A 15713-nucleotide genomic window follows, 5' to 3' on the forward strand; every position below is an offset into this window, starting at 1 on the left:
ATGCTAGGCTGACCTGGCGAGAGCGTGCGCCGCCCCACGCCGCGGCAAGACGACTGGCTCGTGAATCATCTCGAAGCAGCCAGCGAACCTGTGGTCCTGGAAGGTTGCGTGAGGCGAACCATTTCGCGTCCGCAGTTGTAACGCCGATCCCGTCGCGGGGTGAGGCGTCTCAAGTCGGCTGCGTACCCATCGGAGGGAAGCGCAATAGGAAACCTCCGGCGAGCAGGCCCGCCGGAGGTTTCGGTTATAGCGCTAATGCAGCTTCTTCGGGGCTACTTAAAAGCTCTTGTCGAACGAGACGCCGATGTTGCGCGGACGGTTGGCGAGCACCGATAGATCCGAACTTCCCGAAAGACTGCGGGCATATCCGGTATCGTAGCCATAATTGGCAATCGCGTCGGTTAGGTTGCGAACGAAGAACGTGAGTTCCCACTGGTCGTCGGAGACCAACGCCGCGCTGGCGTTCACGAGCGTATAAGCGGCGCGGCGGTCGGGGGTCGGACCGGTGCTGGTGCCGCTTGCGGTGCGCATACCCGAAACGTGGTTGAAGTCACCGCGCAACCGGAACGAAAGCGCGGTGTTGACCGGGACGGTAGCCTCCGCGACGCCGCCGTACGTCCAGCGCGGGATGTCGGGGAGGGCATCGCCTGCTTTGTAGCCTAGCGAAGGGTTGTCGTTGCGGAACTTGGCGTTGATGTATGCGGCGTTACCGCTCAGGTTTAGGCCTTCGATCGGGCTCACCGAGACCTCGGCCTCAGCGCCGCGGCTGCGCACCTTGCCTGCGTTGGCCGTGTAGCTGAACGCGGAAATGCCGCAGGAGCGCGAATCCGCCTGTTGGTAATCGTCCCAGTCGATCTGGTAGACCGCACCGCTGAACTGGACCTGCCCCGCACGGACCTTGGCGCCGGCTTCGTAGTTAGTGGTCTTGTCGCTCTTGAACGGGCCCGGATTGTCGGGAATTCCCAACTGTTGCCGCAGTGCTGCCGGACATTGATCTTCAGTAATCGGCGCGTTGCTGCCTCCGGTACGGAAGCCTTGCGAATAGGTCACGTAGAAGTTCTGGTTCGGTGTTGGCTTGAACGCTGCGGTTAGGTGCGGCGTGAACCCGTCTTCCTTGGTACGAACGGAGAAGTCGTAGTCGATAGGTACCGTACGGAAAGGTCTGGCCTGAAGCCTGCTATCGGTCTGGTCATATCGGAAATAACGACCGCCTGCACCCAGCTCAAACGCCCCCAGCGTAAGCGTGAGTTCGCCATACAGAGCCTTTTCTTCCTGCTTGAAGCCGAAGTCCCGGATGCGCTGAATAGGTGCAGCCCCGGTGCCGTAGTCATTGATGACCCGGTTCACGATCAGCGTTGGCGACTTCGTATTATTGTAATACGCGCCGGCCACATAGCCCAGCGGACCGTCCGATTTGGACACGACCCGCAGGTCCTGCGTCCATTGCTTCACCCTGGCGCGTGAATCGAAGGCGATCGTGATGCGTCGGCCGACCGGCTGAACAAGTCCCGGTTGGGTTGGGCCAAATCCGGTGACGTCAACGATGCGGTCGAGCTTGCCGTCCAGGTATGAAGTCGACGACAGCAGCGTCATCCCGCCTAGGACATCGACGTCCTTCTCGACTAGCAGGTTTGCATTGATGAGACGCGTGTCCAACGGTTCATCGATCCAGCGGGCTTCCTGACGGTTGCGGACACCTAGGGCTTCATCCTGCAGCGGTTTAACCGCTCCGCCCTTGACGCGCGAATAGTAGAAGCTCGGCGTGATGCGCAACGTGGCGTCCGGCGTGAAGCCAACCATCACGCGCACAGCGTTAGTTTTGAGCCAGTTGACGTCGCGGTCCCAAGCTTCCGGGCGATTGACGTTTTCGTAGATGTTCGCACCCACGGGGCGAATATTGTCGATCCAACCGGCGTCGTACGCATGCACGCCCACGATCCGGACGGCGAGCTTGTCCTCGACCAGCGGGATGTTCACCGCGCCCTTGAGGTTGTAGCTGTCTCCGCCGTCGTCGGTCGTCGATGCCTCGGCATAGACCTTACCCTCGAATTTCGACGGATCGGGTTTGTTGCTGATGAAGCGGATGGTGCCGCCCATCGCGGACGACCCGAACAGCGTGCCCTGCGGGCCGCGCAGGACTTCGACGCGTGCTAAGTCGTACATGATCGGGTCGGGCGAAAACAGGCCGGTGCTTGTTCGCACCTGCAGCGGTGTCTCATCGAAATAGAGGCCGGTAGTAGGCGACTGGTTAGACGCGAACGAGCCGATGCCACGGATAAAGAAACGGTTGGCATTGGGGCCCAGGGTAGCGAACGTCAGACCTGGGATACGATCAGCGATCTGAGTGATGCTGGTCGCGCCCGTCTTTTCAAGTTCCTTCTCGCCGATCGCGGTTAGGCTGAGCGGAGCCTCTAGCGCGGTACCTTCACGGCGAGTTGCCGTGACGACGATCTCACTGGGATCGTTGGAGGGCGCGGACCGCGCAGCCGGGGTCGATTGAGCGTACACCGGCACGTATGACGAAGCGAGGGCCGCTATCGAAGCCCCCATCAGATACAGCTTACCCTGCATGTTTACCCCTGTTGTTAGAATTTGCTCTCTTACGAAGCTTGGCTAGTGTGACCCTGTATAGACAGGACCGTCAAGTCGAAAATTGCGCGGTAATGAGTAAGCTCGCAAGCTTGAGGCCGTGTGATTATCTTTAAGGCAACATTACTATTGCCTGCCTAAAAATTGCGCAGCTTCGGCCGGATGGTAGGTCTGCACACGCGAGGTAACAGTTGCCTGGTTTTGCAGGCGGCGATCGGAACTGTGGGTGGCCACAGCGTTCAGCAATTCGAATGCCAGCAGGAACGGGTAGTCATGCGGAATGAGCTGAAGCCTCGCCGGTATCGAGACTGTTAGGCCTGGCTATCGGAACTGTGCCCGCCTTTCTCCGTGCCGAGTTGCGTTTCCGCTTTGCTTTCCGAAACCATGCCCAAACGCCGGTGACATAGAAAAAGGGCAGCGAAAGCCCGACCAGAAGAACAAGCATCCTGCCGGGTAAGCCGCCGATCTCGCCCGAATGGACCGCGAAGACGGCGTCCATGACCCTGTTCGCTAGCGGCGCGTTGACCGCGTCGTAGACGTCCACGACTTCGCCGGTGTCGCTATCTACGACAACGGACGTGGCACCGAGCCATGCGCGCGTTTCAGCCGGTCGATGCAGGCGGACCGAATAGAAATGCTGGTCCGGATTGGGCATGAACACCCGGACCCACTGGCCGTCGGGGATGCGTGCCGTCGCGATTTCTAGTGCCTGCTGGGCAGAGAGATGCGGGGCGTCATCGGGATGCATCATCCCCGCCATTCCGGCATGATGCATCCCGCCCACCAGCTTGTGAAAAGGGACGATTTTTTGCAGCAGGTCTTCTACCACCGAGGTGTTCAGCATGAACCCCGTGCCGCCCATCACAATCAGCGCCATTGCGGCAAGCAGGCCGACCGCACGGTGCCATCCATACAGTCTCTGGTCAGGGCTACGCCATTGACCAGCGGCGAAGGTCTTGCGCCACATGCGTGCGCGCGGCCACCCGATCCACAAACCAAGCGCCGAAGCGCTGAGCAGGAACAGGCCCGAGATGGCGATGATGAGTTCGCCGGGGGCCCCCGCGTTGAGCCTCATGTGGATCATATAGATCCACCGCGTAACCGACCCCGCCCAGGGCGTCGCCGGCTCCAACGGTCGGGCTCCGACGCGTTTCCCGGATGAGGCATCCAATTGCGCGGAGACGAGATCGCCTTTCGCATCGTGGTAATAGACGTCGATCAGGTCGCGCTTGCCATCCGTCATGGCCAGTCGCTCGATGCGCGCAGCGCCGGCGACTTGCCTTGCCGCAGCAAGAACATCATCCAGGGAGGCCGGCGGCCCATGAACGACCTTGGGCATTTCCAACCGGTCGTACTCACGCGCAAAGACGTAGAGGGCTCCCGTCGTCCCCTGGATGGCCCAAAGCAGGCCAAGGGTAAGGCCCAGCCACAAATGGATCTTGATCGCTGTGCGACGCATCGCCGTTTACCCCCTTTGGCGCCCGGTGTCGTGCCGAAGCTACGACCACCGGGCTTGATACCCCTGCTTGCGACGCGGGGCTTACTTGACCGAGAAGCTGTATTTCCCCGTGCTCTTGTGCTGTTGGGCATTCGCGACATGCCAGTTCAGGTCATACGAGCCAGCGGGAAGGGCGCGCGGGAACGTCAGGACGAGCACCTTGCCGCCTTCGACGGTCGTCTTGAAACCCTTGAGCGGCATCGGCGCGTGGTTGGCCATGCCTGGCATCCCGGTCATCGTAAGGTCGGCGCCGCTCGATCCAGCGGCCAGCGGCTCGGAAAAAGTCAGGGTCACCCGCGTCGGCTTCGCAACCGTGGAGCCCGCCGCAGGTGACGCCGCGACGAGGTTGACATGGCCGGACGCAGCTGACGCGGCTGATGGCACGATGCCAATGGGAAGAGCGGTGGCAACGGCGGCGGCAAGCAAGATGCGATGCACGAGAATTCTCCAAAGTTGTGATGGCAAAGTGGTATTGGAAAGGCATACGCATGGGAGAAAGCCTACCCCTCACGCCTTGGGGATTTTTTTCGAAGGGTTTGGCGCCGGTGCTGCGTACCTAGACATATGGAGATGGAGTGAAGTCATGACGGAGCTTGACGAACTGCTCGGAAAAGTCCGGGCAATGCCGGTCGATCCGCGCTTGGCGGGCATGGAGAGCGCCGTTTTTGCGGGCGTCGCGTCGCGCCGCGCGAGGGCGTCGTCGCGGGGCAGGTTGGCCCTTGCGGGCGTCGTCGCCATCAGCGTTGGCGTCTTCGGCGGGGTCCTTGCGGACACCGGGCCGGGCCATGACGTCAGGCCCGCCATGGTGGGCATGTCCGACTATGCGCCGTCGAGGCTACTCGGGTAATGGCGATGGGCAAGCGTATAGGCGGGTATGCACTGGTCGCGATGATTGCGTTTCTGGCAGCGCTCGCCGCTGTGCTGGTCACACGGACCTGGATCCCGGCCCAGCCAAGGACTGAAAGCGAAGTTCATGCCCTAATCCACAAAGAGCTGGACCTCGATCCGCAACAGGAACAGCGCATCGACAAGCTGGAAGCTGACTTCCTTGCCCGCCGGGCCGAACTGGAAGCCCAAATGCGCAGCGACAACGCCCGGCTCGCGCGCGCCATCGTGACCGAGCATGGCTATGGGCCCAGCGTCAGCGGTGTGGTGGACCATATGCACTACGTCATGGGAACGTTGCAGAAAGAGACGCTCAAGCACATCTTCGCAGTACGCGCCGAATTGCGTGCGGATCAGGCCGCCAAGTTCGACACCGTCGTGACCGAGGTCCTGACCGCCACAGCGAAGTGATCGTACCCGCCGCCGATCAGACCGACGCCGAACTGGCGGAACGCGCGCTCGCCGGGCAGGAGGCCGCCTTCGCTCAGCTAATGCGCCGGCACCGCAGCACGGTGTACCGGGTCGCTTGCAGTCATGTCGCCGATGCGACCCAGGCGTTGGACATCACACAGGAAACCTTCATTTCGGCGTTCGCCGCGCTCGATAGGTACGATCGTTCGCGGCCCTTTCGGCTGTGGATCGCTCGGATCGCCATAAACAAGTGCCACGATTGGGGGCGCCGGCGAGCCGTACGCCGCCTCTTCGCTTTTGCCTTGCCGATCGACGAGGCCGCCACCGTGGCCGACGCTGATCCATCGCCGGAAGAGGTCGTCGGTGCGCGTGCGGAACTGGCACGGGTCAACGCCGCTATCGCTGCTTTGCCGGCAAATCTGAAGGATGTCTTGATCCTACGTGCAATCGAAGATCTGAGCCAGGCCGAGGCCGCGCGAGTACTCGGCATCAGCGAAAAAGCGGTGGAGACCCGGCTCTATCGCGCGCGCAATAAGTTGAACCAACTGTTGAGGGATGGTGGCGGCACCCGCGTATAGAAAGCATCACCCCCGCCGCGGAAGACCTATTTCCCATGCCATCTGGTTCGCCTGTCAATATCGATCGCCGCACTTTGGTCCGCTCGCTGGGTGGGCTGGGCGCCATGCTTGCTGCTGCGCCCGCCGTTCCGTCGTGGGCACGCAGCACCACGGTGGGCGTCCATGGCGGGATCGGGAATGTTCATCGCGGTAACGGAGTCCTAACCGGCGACGAGATTAGCTTAGACATCGGCACAAGCTATTTCGCAACCGGCGGCAGGTCCGGCCACGCGATTACCGTCAACGGCAGCCTTCCCGCGCCGCTGATCCGCTTGCGCGAAGGACAGCGGGTTCGGCTCGCCGTCACCAATCGCCTAGATGTGGACACATCGGTCCACTGGCATGGGCTCATCGTGCCGTTCCAAATGGACGGCGTGCCCGGTGTCAGCTTCCCCGGCATTCGGTCAGGCCAGACGTTCACCTACGACTTCACGCTCCGGCAGGCCGGCACCTACTGGTATCACAGCCATTCCGGCATGCAGGAGGCCGAGGGTCTCTACGGCCCGCTGATCGTCGATCCGGCCGGTGAGGACCCGGTGCGCAGCGAGCGCGAGCATGTGATCGTGCTGTCCGACTGGAGCCCGGTGCATCCGCACGTTCAACTCAAGCGGCTCAAGCAAATGGGCGGCTACTACAACATGCAGCGCCAGACGCTGGGTGGCCTGCTTGCCGGGCGCGACCAGAAGCTACATGATCGCCTCGCGTGGGGCGCCATGCGCATGGACCCGACCGACATCTCCGACGTGACAGGGGCGACCTACAGCTATCTGGTCAACGGTCACGGCACGGCGGAAAACTGGACCGGCCTGTTCCACCCGGGCGAACGCGTGCGGCTGCGGATCATCAACGCCTCCGCAATGACAAACTTCAACGTGCGAATCCCGGGTCTCGTAATGACCGTGGTCCAGTGCGACGGCCAGAACGTCCAACCGGTCGACACGGACGAGTTCCAGATCGGCATTGCCGAAACGTACGACGTTGTGGTTCGCCCTACCGAGGCGGTCCCTTACGCGCTGGTTGCGGAAGCCATCGACCGCTCGGGGCTGGTGCGCGCGACCTTAGCTCCGCGTCCCGGCATGACGGCAGAGATCCCGGCGCGGCGCCAAAGGCCACTGCTCGGGATGAAGGACATGGGCATGGACATGTCCGGCATGGACATGGGCAACGGCGGAGCGATCGACCTCAGCCAGCCTGCGAACGAAAGCATGGCCGGCCATTCGATGAATATGCGGGACCGTTCCGTGGCGCCGACAGTGGCCATGGGACCGGGCGTGGCAACCCTATCGCCCATGCCGGCCGACCGGACCGCCGATCGCCCGACCGGACTGGAAGAGGTCGATCACCGCGTCCTGACGTATGGCGATCTGCGGTCACTCGAACCTTTCGCCGACACCCGCATACCGACACGGACGCTCGACATCCATCTAACCGCCAACATGGAACGCTACATGTGGTCGTTCGATGGCGTGAAGCTGTCCGACGGCGCCGCACCGATCCCGTTCCGTCACATGGAGCGGGTCCGCGTCAATCTGATCAACGACACGATGATGCCGCACCCGATCCACTTGCACGGTCACTTCTTCCAGCTGGTGACGGGGGCAGGCGCGCACAATCCCGTGAAGCATACGGTGAACGTCCTGCCGGGCGGTAAGATCAGCTTTGACCTGACCGCCGACGCGCTCGGCGACTGGGCCTTCCACTGTCACATGCTGATGCACATGCACGCCGGGATGATGCGCGTCGTCACCGTACGACATGGGGAGGCCGAGGCATGAAGATGCTGGTTCACGCCGCTGGCCTATTGCTGGCGGCGCTGCCGCTTCCGGTTCTCGCGCAAGACATTGAAGCGATGGATCATGGGAATGACGGACAGGGCGTCAATCCGGAGGGCGAAATCCATGCCGAGCACGGCGTGGAGGCGGACCCGGAGATTCCGACGGGCGAAGCGCCATCCGTTCCCGCAGATCACGCCGCAGATGCCTTTTACGACCCCGATGTCATGAGCAGTGCTCGCAACGCGATGACCCGGGAGAACGGCGGCATGACTTTCTCAAAATTGATGATTGACCGACTAGAGTATCGCGCCGCTCGGAACGGTGATGGATACCATTGGGAAGGCGAAGGCTGGATAGGCGGCGACATCGACCGCCTGGCCTTCAAGACCGAAGGCGAGGGCGACATCGGCGGCCGCCTGGATCGTGCCGAAATTCAGGCGTTGTATCGCCACGCAGTGGGCCCCTGGTTCAATCTCGAGGCCGGCGTACGGCATGATGTTCGTGCCGGTCCGCAGCGGACTTATGCTACGATCGGGATCGAGGGGCTGGCCCCGTATTGGTTCGAACTGGGGACCCAGGCGTTCATATCCGACCGGGGCGACCTGCATGTCCGCCTCGAGGGCAGTTACGACTTGCGCGTTTCGCAGCGCCTGATCCTACAGCCTGCCGCCGAAATTAACATCGCCGCGCAGGACGTGCCTGAACTCGGGATCGGGTCAGGCCTAAGCGAGGTCGAGCTGGGCCTGCGGCTTCGTTACGAGATCACGCACGAGTTCGCGCCCTACGTCGGGGTAAATTGGGAAAGGAGCTTCGGAGATACCGCGCGCTTCGCGCATCTCCAAGGTGACAGAGCTTCAAGCACCAGTCTAGTATTGGGAACGCGCTTCTGGTTTTGACAGCCCCGCTCGCAAGCCTGAACGCGCACATTAGCATTTGCATTACATCTCGCGGTATCGTCGCGCAGATCTGTCAGGAGCCGCGTGCTAGCGGATTCTCGCGCTATCGAAGATTGTGAGAATCGCCGAACGAGATCGGCCGCCGATTTTGTCAGGTGCCTTGGCTCTTGGTCATGCCGTTAAGCAACGGAAGGGCAGTAGCCCGTGGTGTTCGCGTGGGTGCCGGCAGCTCTTCAGGAGAAGCTGCAGCTCACGCAACAAACGTTGAGCGGACGATTCGCTAGAGACCGTCACCAGGGCTGAATAATTCCCGGTATCTTCTTCGAAATCCACCGTTGCCACCGAGTCCGCTTAGGATCACTGGGAAACCCCTCAATGGCCTCCCAGACGCGTGGGTAGGTAACATCCCGGATCTTTGCTCCGGTCACCACGGCAAAAAGCATGCTACCGGTCCGTTGCCATTGCATAAGGACGTGATGGATGCTCGAAACGACTGCTTGGCATTACCGGTCTCGATCCACCCGGCAACGTATGATAACAGGATATCGACCCCAAATTCGTGGTGTTTCACGGACGCTCCCTGGCGCGGGGGAGACCATCGAACCTACCGGATCTGAACGACCTTCACACCCGCGTCTTGCCCTACTAGGTTCCATTGCGAGTCACTGGTCCAAGCGGGAAGACCGTCGCGCTGGGCGAGGGCAAGGCAATACCGATCGCCGAGCGACAACCCGGCGCTCGCGGTCACCGAACGCAGGCGCCCCGCGATCCGCGAGGTGGCGTGATCGGCCGGAACGATCGCGATCGGTAGGGGATCGAGCATGGCGTCGATCGCGGCCGAGGGCATGCCCAGGTGGGCGTAATGGCTGACGACTTCGGCATAATTCACGACGCTCATGCGGGCGGAGGCGATCGCCTTGGCGACCTTGGTCGCACCTTTTTCTTGTTTCAGCATGGCGATCAGCGCGGAAGCATCGAGAATGAAATCACTCATTCGCCGCTGTCCTCACGGCGGCGGGCAAGAAAGCTATCGACGCCAGCATCAGGATTGTCGCCCGTGTATTGCTTGGCTAACGCCTGCGCGCGCGCCACGGCCTGAGCTGCAGTCCTGAGAACAACGCCATCGTCCGTCTCCTCGAGAAAGACCGCGCCGCCGCTGGTTAGCCCGAGGCGCTTCCGCACGTCAGCAGGTAAGCTCATGCGGCCATTTGGCGTAATGTTGACCTGAAGCGTCATCGACAACTCGCTTAGAATGAAATGCCCTAGCGGCCTCGATAGCACAACTTACTGTCATGCGCCACGTCGGCTGTGTTATGGTATAACCATGGCGGTTTGACACGTCTCTGCGGATTAGGCGAGGACGATTTTCCGGTAACACCGATCCTTGCGATAACCCGCAACGTCCGATAACGATGATTCTCGGACACAAGAGGGGGCCTGTGGAATCGCACAGTTGCATTCTCAGTTGGCTCAATGGTAGAATGCACAATCGGTTCAATAGTTGGGTTATCGGAGGTTCACGTCATGGCAGTTCATAGCGTTAAAGTTATGCCGGACGGGCGCATCCAGATACCGGCACAGCTGCGCCGCGAGATGAAGCTTTCGGGCGGCGAGACGCTTAACCTCGAATTGCGGGATGGTACGCTTTCGGTGCGCCGCCCGTCCAAGACACTCGAAGCCGTTCGGGCCATGCTTGCGCCGTATCTCGACCCTGAGGTCGATCTGCAGGCGGAATTAAAAGCGATGCGCGTGGAAGATGCCGCCCGTGATTGAAAGCCTGCTGGATAGTTCCACGGTGCTCGCCTTCATTCGCGGAGAACCCCACCAGCTCGATGAAGACCAAGTACTCGCTGGTGCGGGCATCTGCAGTGTCAACTTGGCCGAGGTCATCGGCGTCCTTCTCGCGAAGGGCGTGCCGGACGAGCGGATTACGTCTGCGATCGGCCGCCTCGGCCTGAAGGTCGTCCCGCTCGACGGCGACGCGGCAACACTTGCTGGCCGCCTCATTCCGGTGGCGCGGCCACTGGGCATCGGCCTTGGCGATTGTGCGTGCATCGCGGCCGGCATGACCCTCCAGGTGCCGATTTACACAGGGGACCGCGATTGGCTGAAGCTGCATATCGACGCTGATATCAAGCTGATCCGATAGGCCGTGCCGAACGACCTGCTTCCAATTTCTGCGCATTTGCCTGCGGACATTGCGGCCGAGATCGAGGAGGCGCGTGACACGCTGGCCGCCTCAAAAGCATCGTCCACCCAGAAAGCTTACGCTTCCGACTGGCGGCGGTTCTGCGACTTTTGCGAAGCGCGCAATGTCGAGGCGCTGCCGGCGCATCCCGACATTGTGGCCCTTTTCATCCACGTAGAAGCTGAGGCCGGCATCGCGCCGGTCACGATCGGTCGCCGCGTCGCTGCCATCGCCCACCATCACCGGGATGCCGGTCTCTCGCCGCCGACGGCCCGAGACGATGCCGGGGTTATCGCCCGAATGCTCGCCGGCGTGCGGCGAAAGTATGCGCGGAAGAAAGACCAGAAGTCGCCGGTACAGGCCGATGTGTTGAAGGCGATGTTGGCGACGATCGAGGGCATGGGGGTGCGGGCGCGACGGGACCGTGCGATCCTGGCGCTGGGAATGGCAGGCGCGTTCCGCCGCTCCGAGCTGGCCGCGCTTCGGCTCGAGGATCTCAAATTCACCAACACGGGGCTGCGCATCACCATCCCCAGGTCCAAGCGCGACCAGGAGGGCGCCGGCCAGACCATCGCCATCCCCGAAGGCCGCTTCATTAGGCCGGTTACGCTGCTGCGCCACTGGCTCCACGCGGCCGATCTGCTGTCTCCCGACCCGGCGACCGGGAAAGCGCGCACCGGCCCGGTGTTCCTGCGCCTGACCCGTTCGGACGTCACCACTAGCGCCGCGATCACCGACAAGACGATCGCGCGCCTGGTCAAAACGACCGCGGCTGCGGCGGACCTCGACCCGTCACTCTATTCCGCACACTCGCTTCGTGCGGGCTTCCTCACCGAGGCAGCGGCGCGGCGTGCCAACCTGTTCAAAATGAAGGACCACAGCCGGCACAAGTCTCTCGATACGGTTGCCGACTACGTGCGCGATGCGGCCATGTTCGACGACCATGCCGGCGACGGCTTCCTGTAGGTGTAGTCGCTCGCGCGCATAGGGGCCTTTGCTCGCAAATTGAGCGATGTCCTGCTCGGATTAGCTGACAATGGGCGAGAGGCATGGCTCACACTGTCTGCAACCGTGCTCGCCATTGTCCAACGCCTCTCGCAAACGGAACAGTCTGCTCATGCTATCTGCCAATCACACCAAGGTTGTGGCAAGCGGCCATTCGAACAGGCTCTATGCCATAGCTACAATGCGCCCATTGTCGCCATCCAGCGACCTCGTTCCGTTGCTCTGAAGCGGTCATTCGTCCAAGTTGGACCGGTCCGTCTGACAGTCGAAAAGCTATCCGTCGGCTAGCGCTCCAGAGTTGCCATCAGATATTCAACGTAATCCTACTCCATGCAGACGTTCAGATCACTATTTTAATATCGCTGGCTCTGACGCTGTAGTCTGTGTTCCAAGGTTCAGGTAGCCGGAATAGGGATTTCCTTCTCCTGCGTTTTGCGCAAAGCCGCGATTATATTGGCGTCTTGCCGGTCCATGCTCGCGCGGGCCGCATTTTATTCCTCTTTTTGCAGATGAGTCTGCGAAGCACGCCCATTGCACACCGCCATTATCGCCTATGTTGAAGGACAAGGTTTGCCTGCGCGGAAGATGGCCCGCCATTGGCAAATAATATCTTCCCGAAAATTGCAAGCGGGTCAGTCTGGCATGGATGTTGCCCACTAGTGCGAGCACCAGCATCCCATCAGCGGAAGACCTTTCAAGGTTTAATGCCATCGCTTTTTCGTAATCTTCGCCGGACGCAAAATTAGTTGGCTGGAACGCGATAACATCGGCGATAATATTGGCTCGCTTCAGTCGTCGCAAGCGCTCCAGAAGGTTCAGCATGCCTTTGCTGGACCGTCCGTCATGGATTGGTCCGCGCCAAATTTCATGAGAAAGCAGCCGTTCTCTGGCAGTTCGGTCATCTGCCGTAGAAAGAAAATCACGGATCGTTTGCGTTGCGTCAACTGGAAGCTCGACAGCGATCACCGGCTTCCTGCCTGCGGTTCCGGCCAAGCATGCCAAATCAGAAAATATCTTGGGGGCTTCTGTAGTGCCATGCTGCTCGCCAACGATAAGCCAGCGAACGGCCCGATCTTTTAAAACTTCATCTGCCCCCGGTATCAGGTCGCAAGTTCCCGCCTCGCTAAGGACCGCACTTGCCAATAAAAAGCCGATGGACATCATTGCGAATCTCCTCGCGTGGCACTTCTATCAGACTTTCAGAGGCGGATGTCCTACCTTGTTGTCATCGGTTGACTGCTGCAAATTTCGATCATAGCCGCCAGTCCGCGACCCACCCATCACAGCCGCTGACGCTGTGGATTTACGTGACTGAAAGCGGTTGGTCCGCTTCACGTCGCCACGCGATGGCATCACCGCCTCGGAACGGCGAGCATGGGTGGTTAGTTGCCGCGAAACGTGACACCGTTGGGACCTTTACTCAGTGGAGGTCGGCCCTCGTGCTCAAACAGATTTTGGTATCGTTCTCGATCTTCCTCACCGGCCATGTGCCCGCGCAGGCATGTTCGATACTGAATTATGACCAAGAGAGAGAACAAGAACAGCGGGCGCAAGGAATTGCGAACTCCGGCGTCGTGATCGACGGCATCGTCATTCAGGGTTTCGACGCACGTAGGCACAAGCCCGAGATCATCAAAGCGATTAAAGTTTACATTGGTGACCATGACAGGGGCACGTTCCTGATTTCCAGAACCAAAGGAGAACTTGGCGTAGACGAGGAAGGTGTTATTACTCCGCCTCCAATATGCGGAGTTTCCGGTCTTCAGCAAAAGTACTGGAAGCGTGGAGAAAGGATCACCCAGGTCGCGTTGATCCCCGTGACGTATCCTACCGAGGGTCCTACTGCCTTCTATTTCGATCAGCCACTGTCGTCGTCTAACGACGTCGCCCGAAGGGCACAGGAATTAGCTAAAGCGAACGGACGCCTTCGCGTACCACTAGGAGGTACTGACCATAGTGTTACTCGATAGCACTTTCAGGTTTCAAAGTATTCGGCTCTATCCGTGCATACTTCAAGGGATCAGTTCCGTTGAGGGATGGATGACCCTATGCGGAATGCTGTGGTTGGGGCGGTGGGCGATAGGCAGCTATGACCGCGTCCCTTCCCCGAAAGACGACAGGCAGCAATCTGCCTGGTCTGCCCCGTAAGCCGTCAGTCCAAAATCGGCCAACCGTGGTCATTTGGACGAGCGCGTTGGAATGTTCACAATGTTGGCGGGAATAGCCGAACTGGTGCCTTCGCCCACATGTCGGCGTGCGTCTATACTCAGATCGGGGGCGGCTCGTACAGCGTTTGCTGCCGCACACGGGCGACGTCGAATACGTACTCTCTCCAGGGGAAGCGCTGTTCCAGCGTCGGAACCGGCTCACTCAGCCGCAGAGCTTCGGCCTTGCGGATCTCCAGCGCCGCACGCTTCGTTTCGGCCTCATCGCTCCACCACGCGTAAAGACGAACCAGGTTCACGGTGAGCCATGGACCGACGGCCACGAGCGGAAAGACGACAGCCTGAGTCTTTGGTCCAAACAACGCTAATCCTAGGGCCATTAGGACCACGACCAGGGTGATGCCGATCCAACGCGCGGGCTGCGGTCGTTGCGCATAAACGAATTGGATCATCCACAGATCGCGCGTGAAGCTCAGGAACGTGACGTGAAGCAGCACGCTAGCGCCGAGCATCGCCGCGATCGCCAGAAGTGCGCCGATCGCATATCCGACGAGCATGCCCAATGAACCGCTCACGCGCCAACTTCGTCGAGGCTGTCCGGAACGGTCGCGTCGATCGCCTCCAGCAAGGAATTCGCGATGCTGTGAACCACGACGTTGTTGATGACCCGCGCGTCGAGGGCGACAACGCCTCCGGTGTAATCTTTCTGATGATGGCGAACGCGATTGGTGGGCTCCTCAGGCGTCCGCTTGCCTCTCCCGATCCAGGTGCGCCGCGCAGCACCCGCTTCCTCCGAGGAGCCAAGCTCGTACAGGAACCGTTCCGGGCGTGCGAGCGCGATCGAGAGGATTTCGCCCTTGTCTCCTTGCCGAAGGTCGATGATCGGCCCCTTGTAGGCGATGCCGTAATTGCCACTCATGGTGGACGTGTAGACATGCCCGACCGGCGTGTAGCCGTTTTCGGCCGGGCGCGTCACATGCTCGAACACCCAACCTTGCCCATTGAAGTCTTGACGCTCGAACGCGAGGTCGAAGGCGTCGCTCATCATGAAAGAGCCCACGGCGATGCACTCTAGCAGCAGCGTTCCCGAAAGCGCGATGGCATCCGCAAGCGGCATCGGATTGCCTTCGATTGCCTGGAAAAACGAAGCGATCGGGTTTCCTACGACGGGGCCATAGTCCAGCGCAGGAACAAGCGTATGGACGGCCGCGCAAAAACTGATCGTGATGCTCGCCAAGGTGAAAGCGGCGGTATGAACGATGATCGAGACGAAGACCGCGATCAGCAGGGCGCTGATGGTGGTCAGGGCCATTTCGGGACGCCGCGCTCCTCCTCTGCGCGTTCGGAAGTTGAACGCAGCGAGGACCGCCAGACCGGGCAGCAAAACAAGCACGCAGGCCAAAAGGCCGAGCGTCAAAGCCATGGATTAAGCGCTTACTGGCTTTTTCTGCGCCGCGAAAATGACCCGCCCGGTAGAAGCATCTCGCTTCACCTGGCCTTTGCCTTGAGCCATCCTCCGCTCTTTTTCGAGACGGATCAACTCATCATAGCCGCCGGCCTTCCGAGCCGCAGCTCCCGCAGTGCGCTGTTGATCGAGAGTTAGAAAGCTTGCCATGGATCGAAGATAGTACCTTTCCCGTCTCCAGTAAATGCGTGATGGCTGCCGTCAGTTGCAATCCGAGAT

Annotated in this window: 18 protein-coding genes; 9 read left to right on the forward strand and 9 right to left on the reverse strand. The window is 60.7% G+C overall.

What is annotated here, in order from left to right; all coding sequences use genetic code 11:
* Positions 1-276: 276 nt before the first annotated feature.
* The 3 genes from PMI02_RS17500 to PMI02_RS17510 all read right to left on the reverse strand — a co-directional run bounded on the left by PMI02_RS17500 (position 277) and on the right by PMI02_RS17510 (position 4525).
* Positions 277-2571 carry a TonB-dependent receptor gene (locus tag PMI02_RS17500; RefSeq protein ID WP_007685264.1) on the reverse strand — a complete coding sequence of 765 codons (2295 nt, stop codon included), beginning with the start codon at positions 2569-2571 and terminating at the stop codon, positions 277-279.
* Between the two features lie 289 nt (positions 2572-2860).
* A complete protein-coding gene (locus PMI02_RS17505) occupies positions 2861-4048 on the reverse strand; it encodes a PepSY domain-containing protein (protein ID WP_007685266.1) in 1188 nt (395 codons plus the stop codon).
* Between the two features lie 81 nt (positions 4049-4129).
* Positions 4130-4525: a copper resistance protein CopC gene (locus PMI02_RS17510; protein WP_007685268.1), complete on the reverse strand. Its 396-nt coding sequence runs from the start codon at positions 4523-4525 to the stop codon at positions 4130-4132.
* A gap of 145 nt (positions 4526-4670) precedes the next feature.
* On the opposite strand from PMI02_RS17510, the gene PMI02_RS17515 reads away from it, so the two are divergent.
* The 5 genes from PMI02_RS17515 to PMI02_RS17535 are packed head-to-tail and all read left to right on the forward strand — an operon-like array spanning position 4671 to position 8671.
* On the forward strand, positions 4671-4934 hold the full coding sequence (locus PMI02_RS17515; RefSeq protein WP_007685270.1) for a hypothetical protein: 264 nt from the start codon (positions 4671-4673) through the stop codon (positions 4932-4934).
* 5 nt (positions 4935-4939) lie between these two features.
* Complete coding sequence (locus PMI02_RS17520) at positions 4940-5383, forward strand: periplasmic heavy metal sensor (RefSeq protein ID WP_036504386.1); 444 nt, start codon at positions 4940-4942, stop codon at positions 5381-5383.
* Positions 5380-5961 carry an RNA polymerase sigma factor gene (locus PMI02_RS17525; RefSeq protein WP_007685273.1) on the forward strand — a complete coding sequence of 194 codons (582 nt, stop codon included), beginning with the start codon at positions 5380-5382 and terminating at the stop codon, positions 5959-5961. The genes PMI02_RS17520 and PMI02_RS17525 overlap by 4 nt, the downstream gene beginning before the upstream one ends.
* Positions 5962-5996: 35 nt before the next feature.
* The gene (locus tag PMI02_RS17530) at positions 5997-7775 is read left to right on the forward strand and encodes a copper resistance system multicopper oxidase (protein ID WP_007685274.1); all 1779 of its coding nucleotides are present in this window, start codon (positions 5997-5999) and stop codon (positions 7773-7775) included.
* Entirely contained in the window at positions 7772-8671 is a 900-nt protein-coding gene (locus tag PMI02_RS17535; RefSeq protein ID WP_007685275.1) for a copper resistance protein B, read from the forward strand. Before PMI02_RS17530 ends, PMI02_RS17535 begins: the two co-directional genes overlap by 4 nt.
* Before the next feature lie 604 nt (positions 8672-9275).
* Here PMI02_RS17535 and PMI02_RS17540 read toward each other — a convergent pair.
* Positions 9276-9665: a type II toxin-antitoxin system VapC family toxin gene (locus tag PMI02_RS17540; protein WP_007685276.1), complete on the reverse strand. Its 390-nt coding sequence runs from the start codon at positions 9663-9665 to the stop codon at positions 9276-9278.
* Positions 9662-9907: an AbrB/MazE/SpoVT family DNA-binding domain-containing protein gene (locus tag PMI02_RS17545; protein WP_007685277.1), complete on the reverse strand. Its 246-nt coding sequence runs from the start codon at positions 9905-9907 to the stop codon at positions 9662-9664. The genes PMI02_RS17540 and PMI02_RS17545 overlap by 4 nt, the downstream gene beginning before the upstream one ends.
* Positions 9908-10195: 288 nt before the next feature.
* Between PMI02_RS17545 and PMI02_RS17550 the strand changes: the two genes are divergently transcribed.
* From PMI02_RS17550 to PMI02_RS17560, 3 genes are read left to right on the forward strand one after another with little or no spacing between them, the layout of a single operon-like run.
* A complete protein-coding gene (locus PMI02_RS17550; protein WP_007685278.1) occupies positions 10196-10444 on the forward strand; it encodes an AbrB/MazE/SpoVT family DNA-binding domain-containing protein in 249 nt (82 codons plus the stop codon).
* Entirely contained in the window at positions 10428-10820 is a 393-nt protein-coding gene (locus tag PMI02_RS17555) for a type II toxin-antitoxin system VapC family toxin (RefSeq protein WP_007685279.1), read from the forward strand. Before PMI02_RS17550 ends, PMI02_RS17555 begins: the two co-directional genes overlap by 17 nt.
* A gap of 3 nt (positions 10821-10823) precedes the next feature.
* Positions 10824-11825 carry a site-specific integrase gene (locus tag PMI02_RS17560; RefSeq protein WP_007685280.1) on the forward strand — a complete coding sequence of 334 codons (1002 nt, stop codon included), beginning with the start codon at positions 10824-10826 and terminating at the stop codon, positions 11823-11825.
* A 387-nt stretch (positions 11826-12212) separates the two neighbouring features.
* Here PMI02_RS17560 and PMI02_RS27230 read toward each other — a convergent pair whose 3' ends face one another.
* Entirely contained in the window at positions 12213-13028 is an 816-nt protein-coding gene (locus PMI02_RS27230; protein WP_157222573.1) for a hypothetical protein, read from the reverse strand.
* 275 nt (positions 13029-13303) lie between these two features.
* Between PMI02_RS27230 and PMI02_RS27235 the strand changes: the two genes are divergently transcribed.
* Entirely contained in the window at positions 13304-13834 is a 531-nt protein-coding gene (locus PMI02_RS27235; RefSeq protein WP_157222574.1) for a hypothetical protein, read from the forward strand.
* 296 nt (positions 13835-14130) lie between these two features.
* Here PMI02_RS27235 and PMI02_RS17565 read toward each other — a convergent pair whose 3' ends face one another.
* The 3 genes from PMI02_RS17565 to PMI02_RS27525 are packed head-to-tail and all read right to left on the reverse strand — an operon-like array spanning position 14131 to position 15644.
* The gene (locus PMI02_RS17565; RefSeq protein ID WP_157222575.1) at positions 14131-14604 is read right to left on the reverse strand and encodes a hypothetical protein; all 474 of its coding nucleotides are present in this window, start codon (positions 14602-14604) and stop codon (positions 14131-14133) included.
* Positions 14601-15452 (reverse strand): hypothetical protein, encoded by an 852-nt coding sequence (locus PMI02_RS17570; RefSeq protein ID WP_036504334.1) that lies wholly within the window; start codon positions 15450-15452, stop codon positions 14601-14603. The genes PMI02_RS17565 and PMI02_RS17570 overlap by 4 nt, the downstream gene beginning before the upstream one ends.
* A gap of 3 nt (positions 15453-15455) precedes the next feature.
* Positions 15456-15644 (reverse strand): hypothetical protein, encoded by a 189-nt coding sequence (locus tag PMI02_RS27525; protein ID WP_036504336.1) that lies wholly within the window; start codon positions 15642-15644, stop codon positions 15456-15458.
* Between the last annotated feature and the right edge of the window lie 69 nt (positions 15645-15713).

The sequence above is a fragment of the Novosphingobium sp. AP12 genome (assembly GCF_000281975.1).
Taxonomy (GTDB): Bacteria; Pseudomonadota; Alphaproteobacteria; order Sphingomonadales; family Sphingomonadaceae; genus Novosphingobium.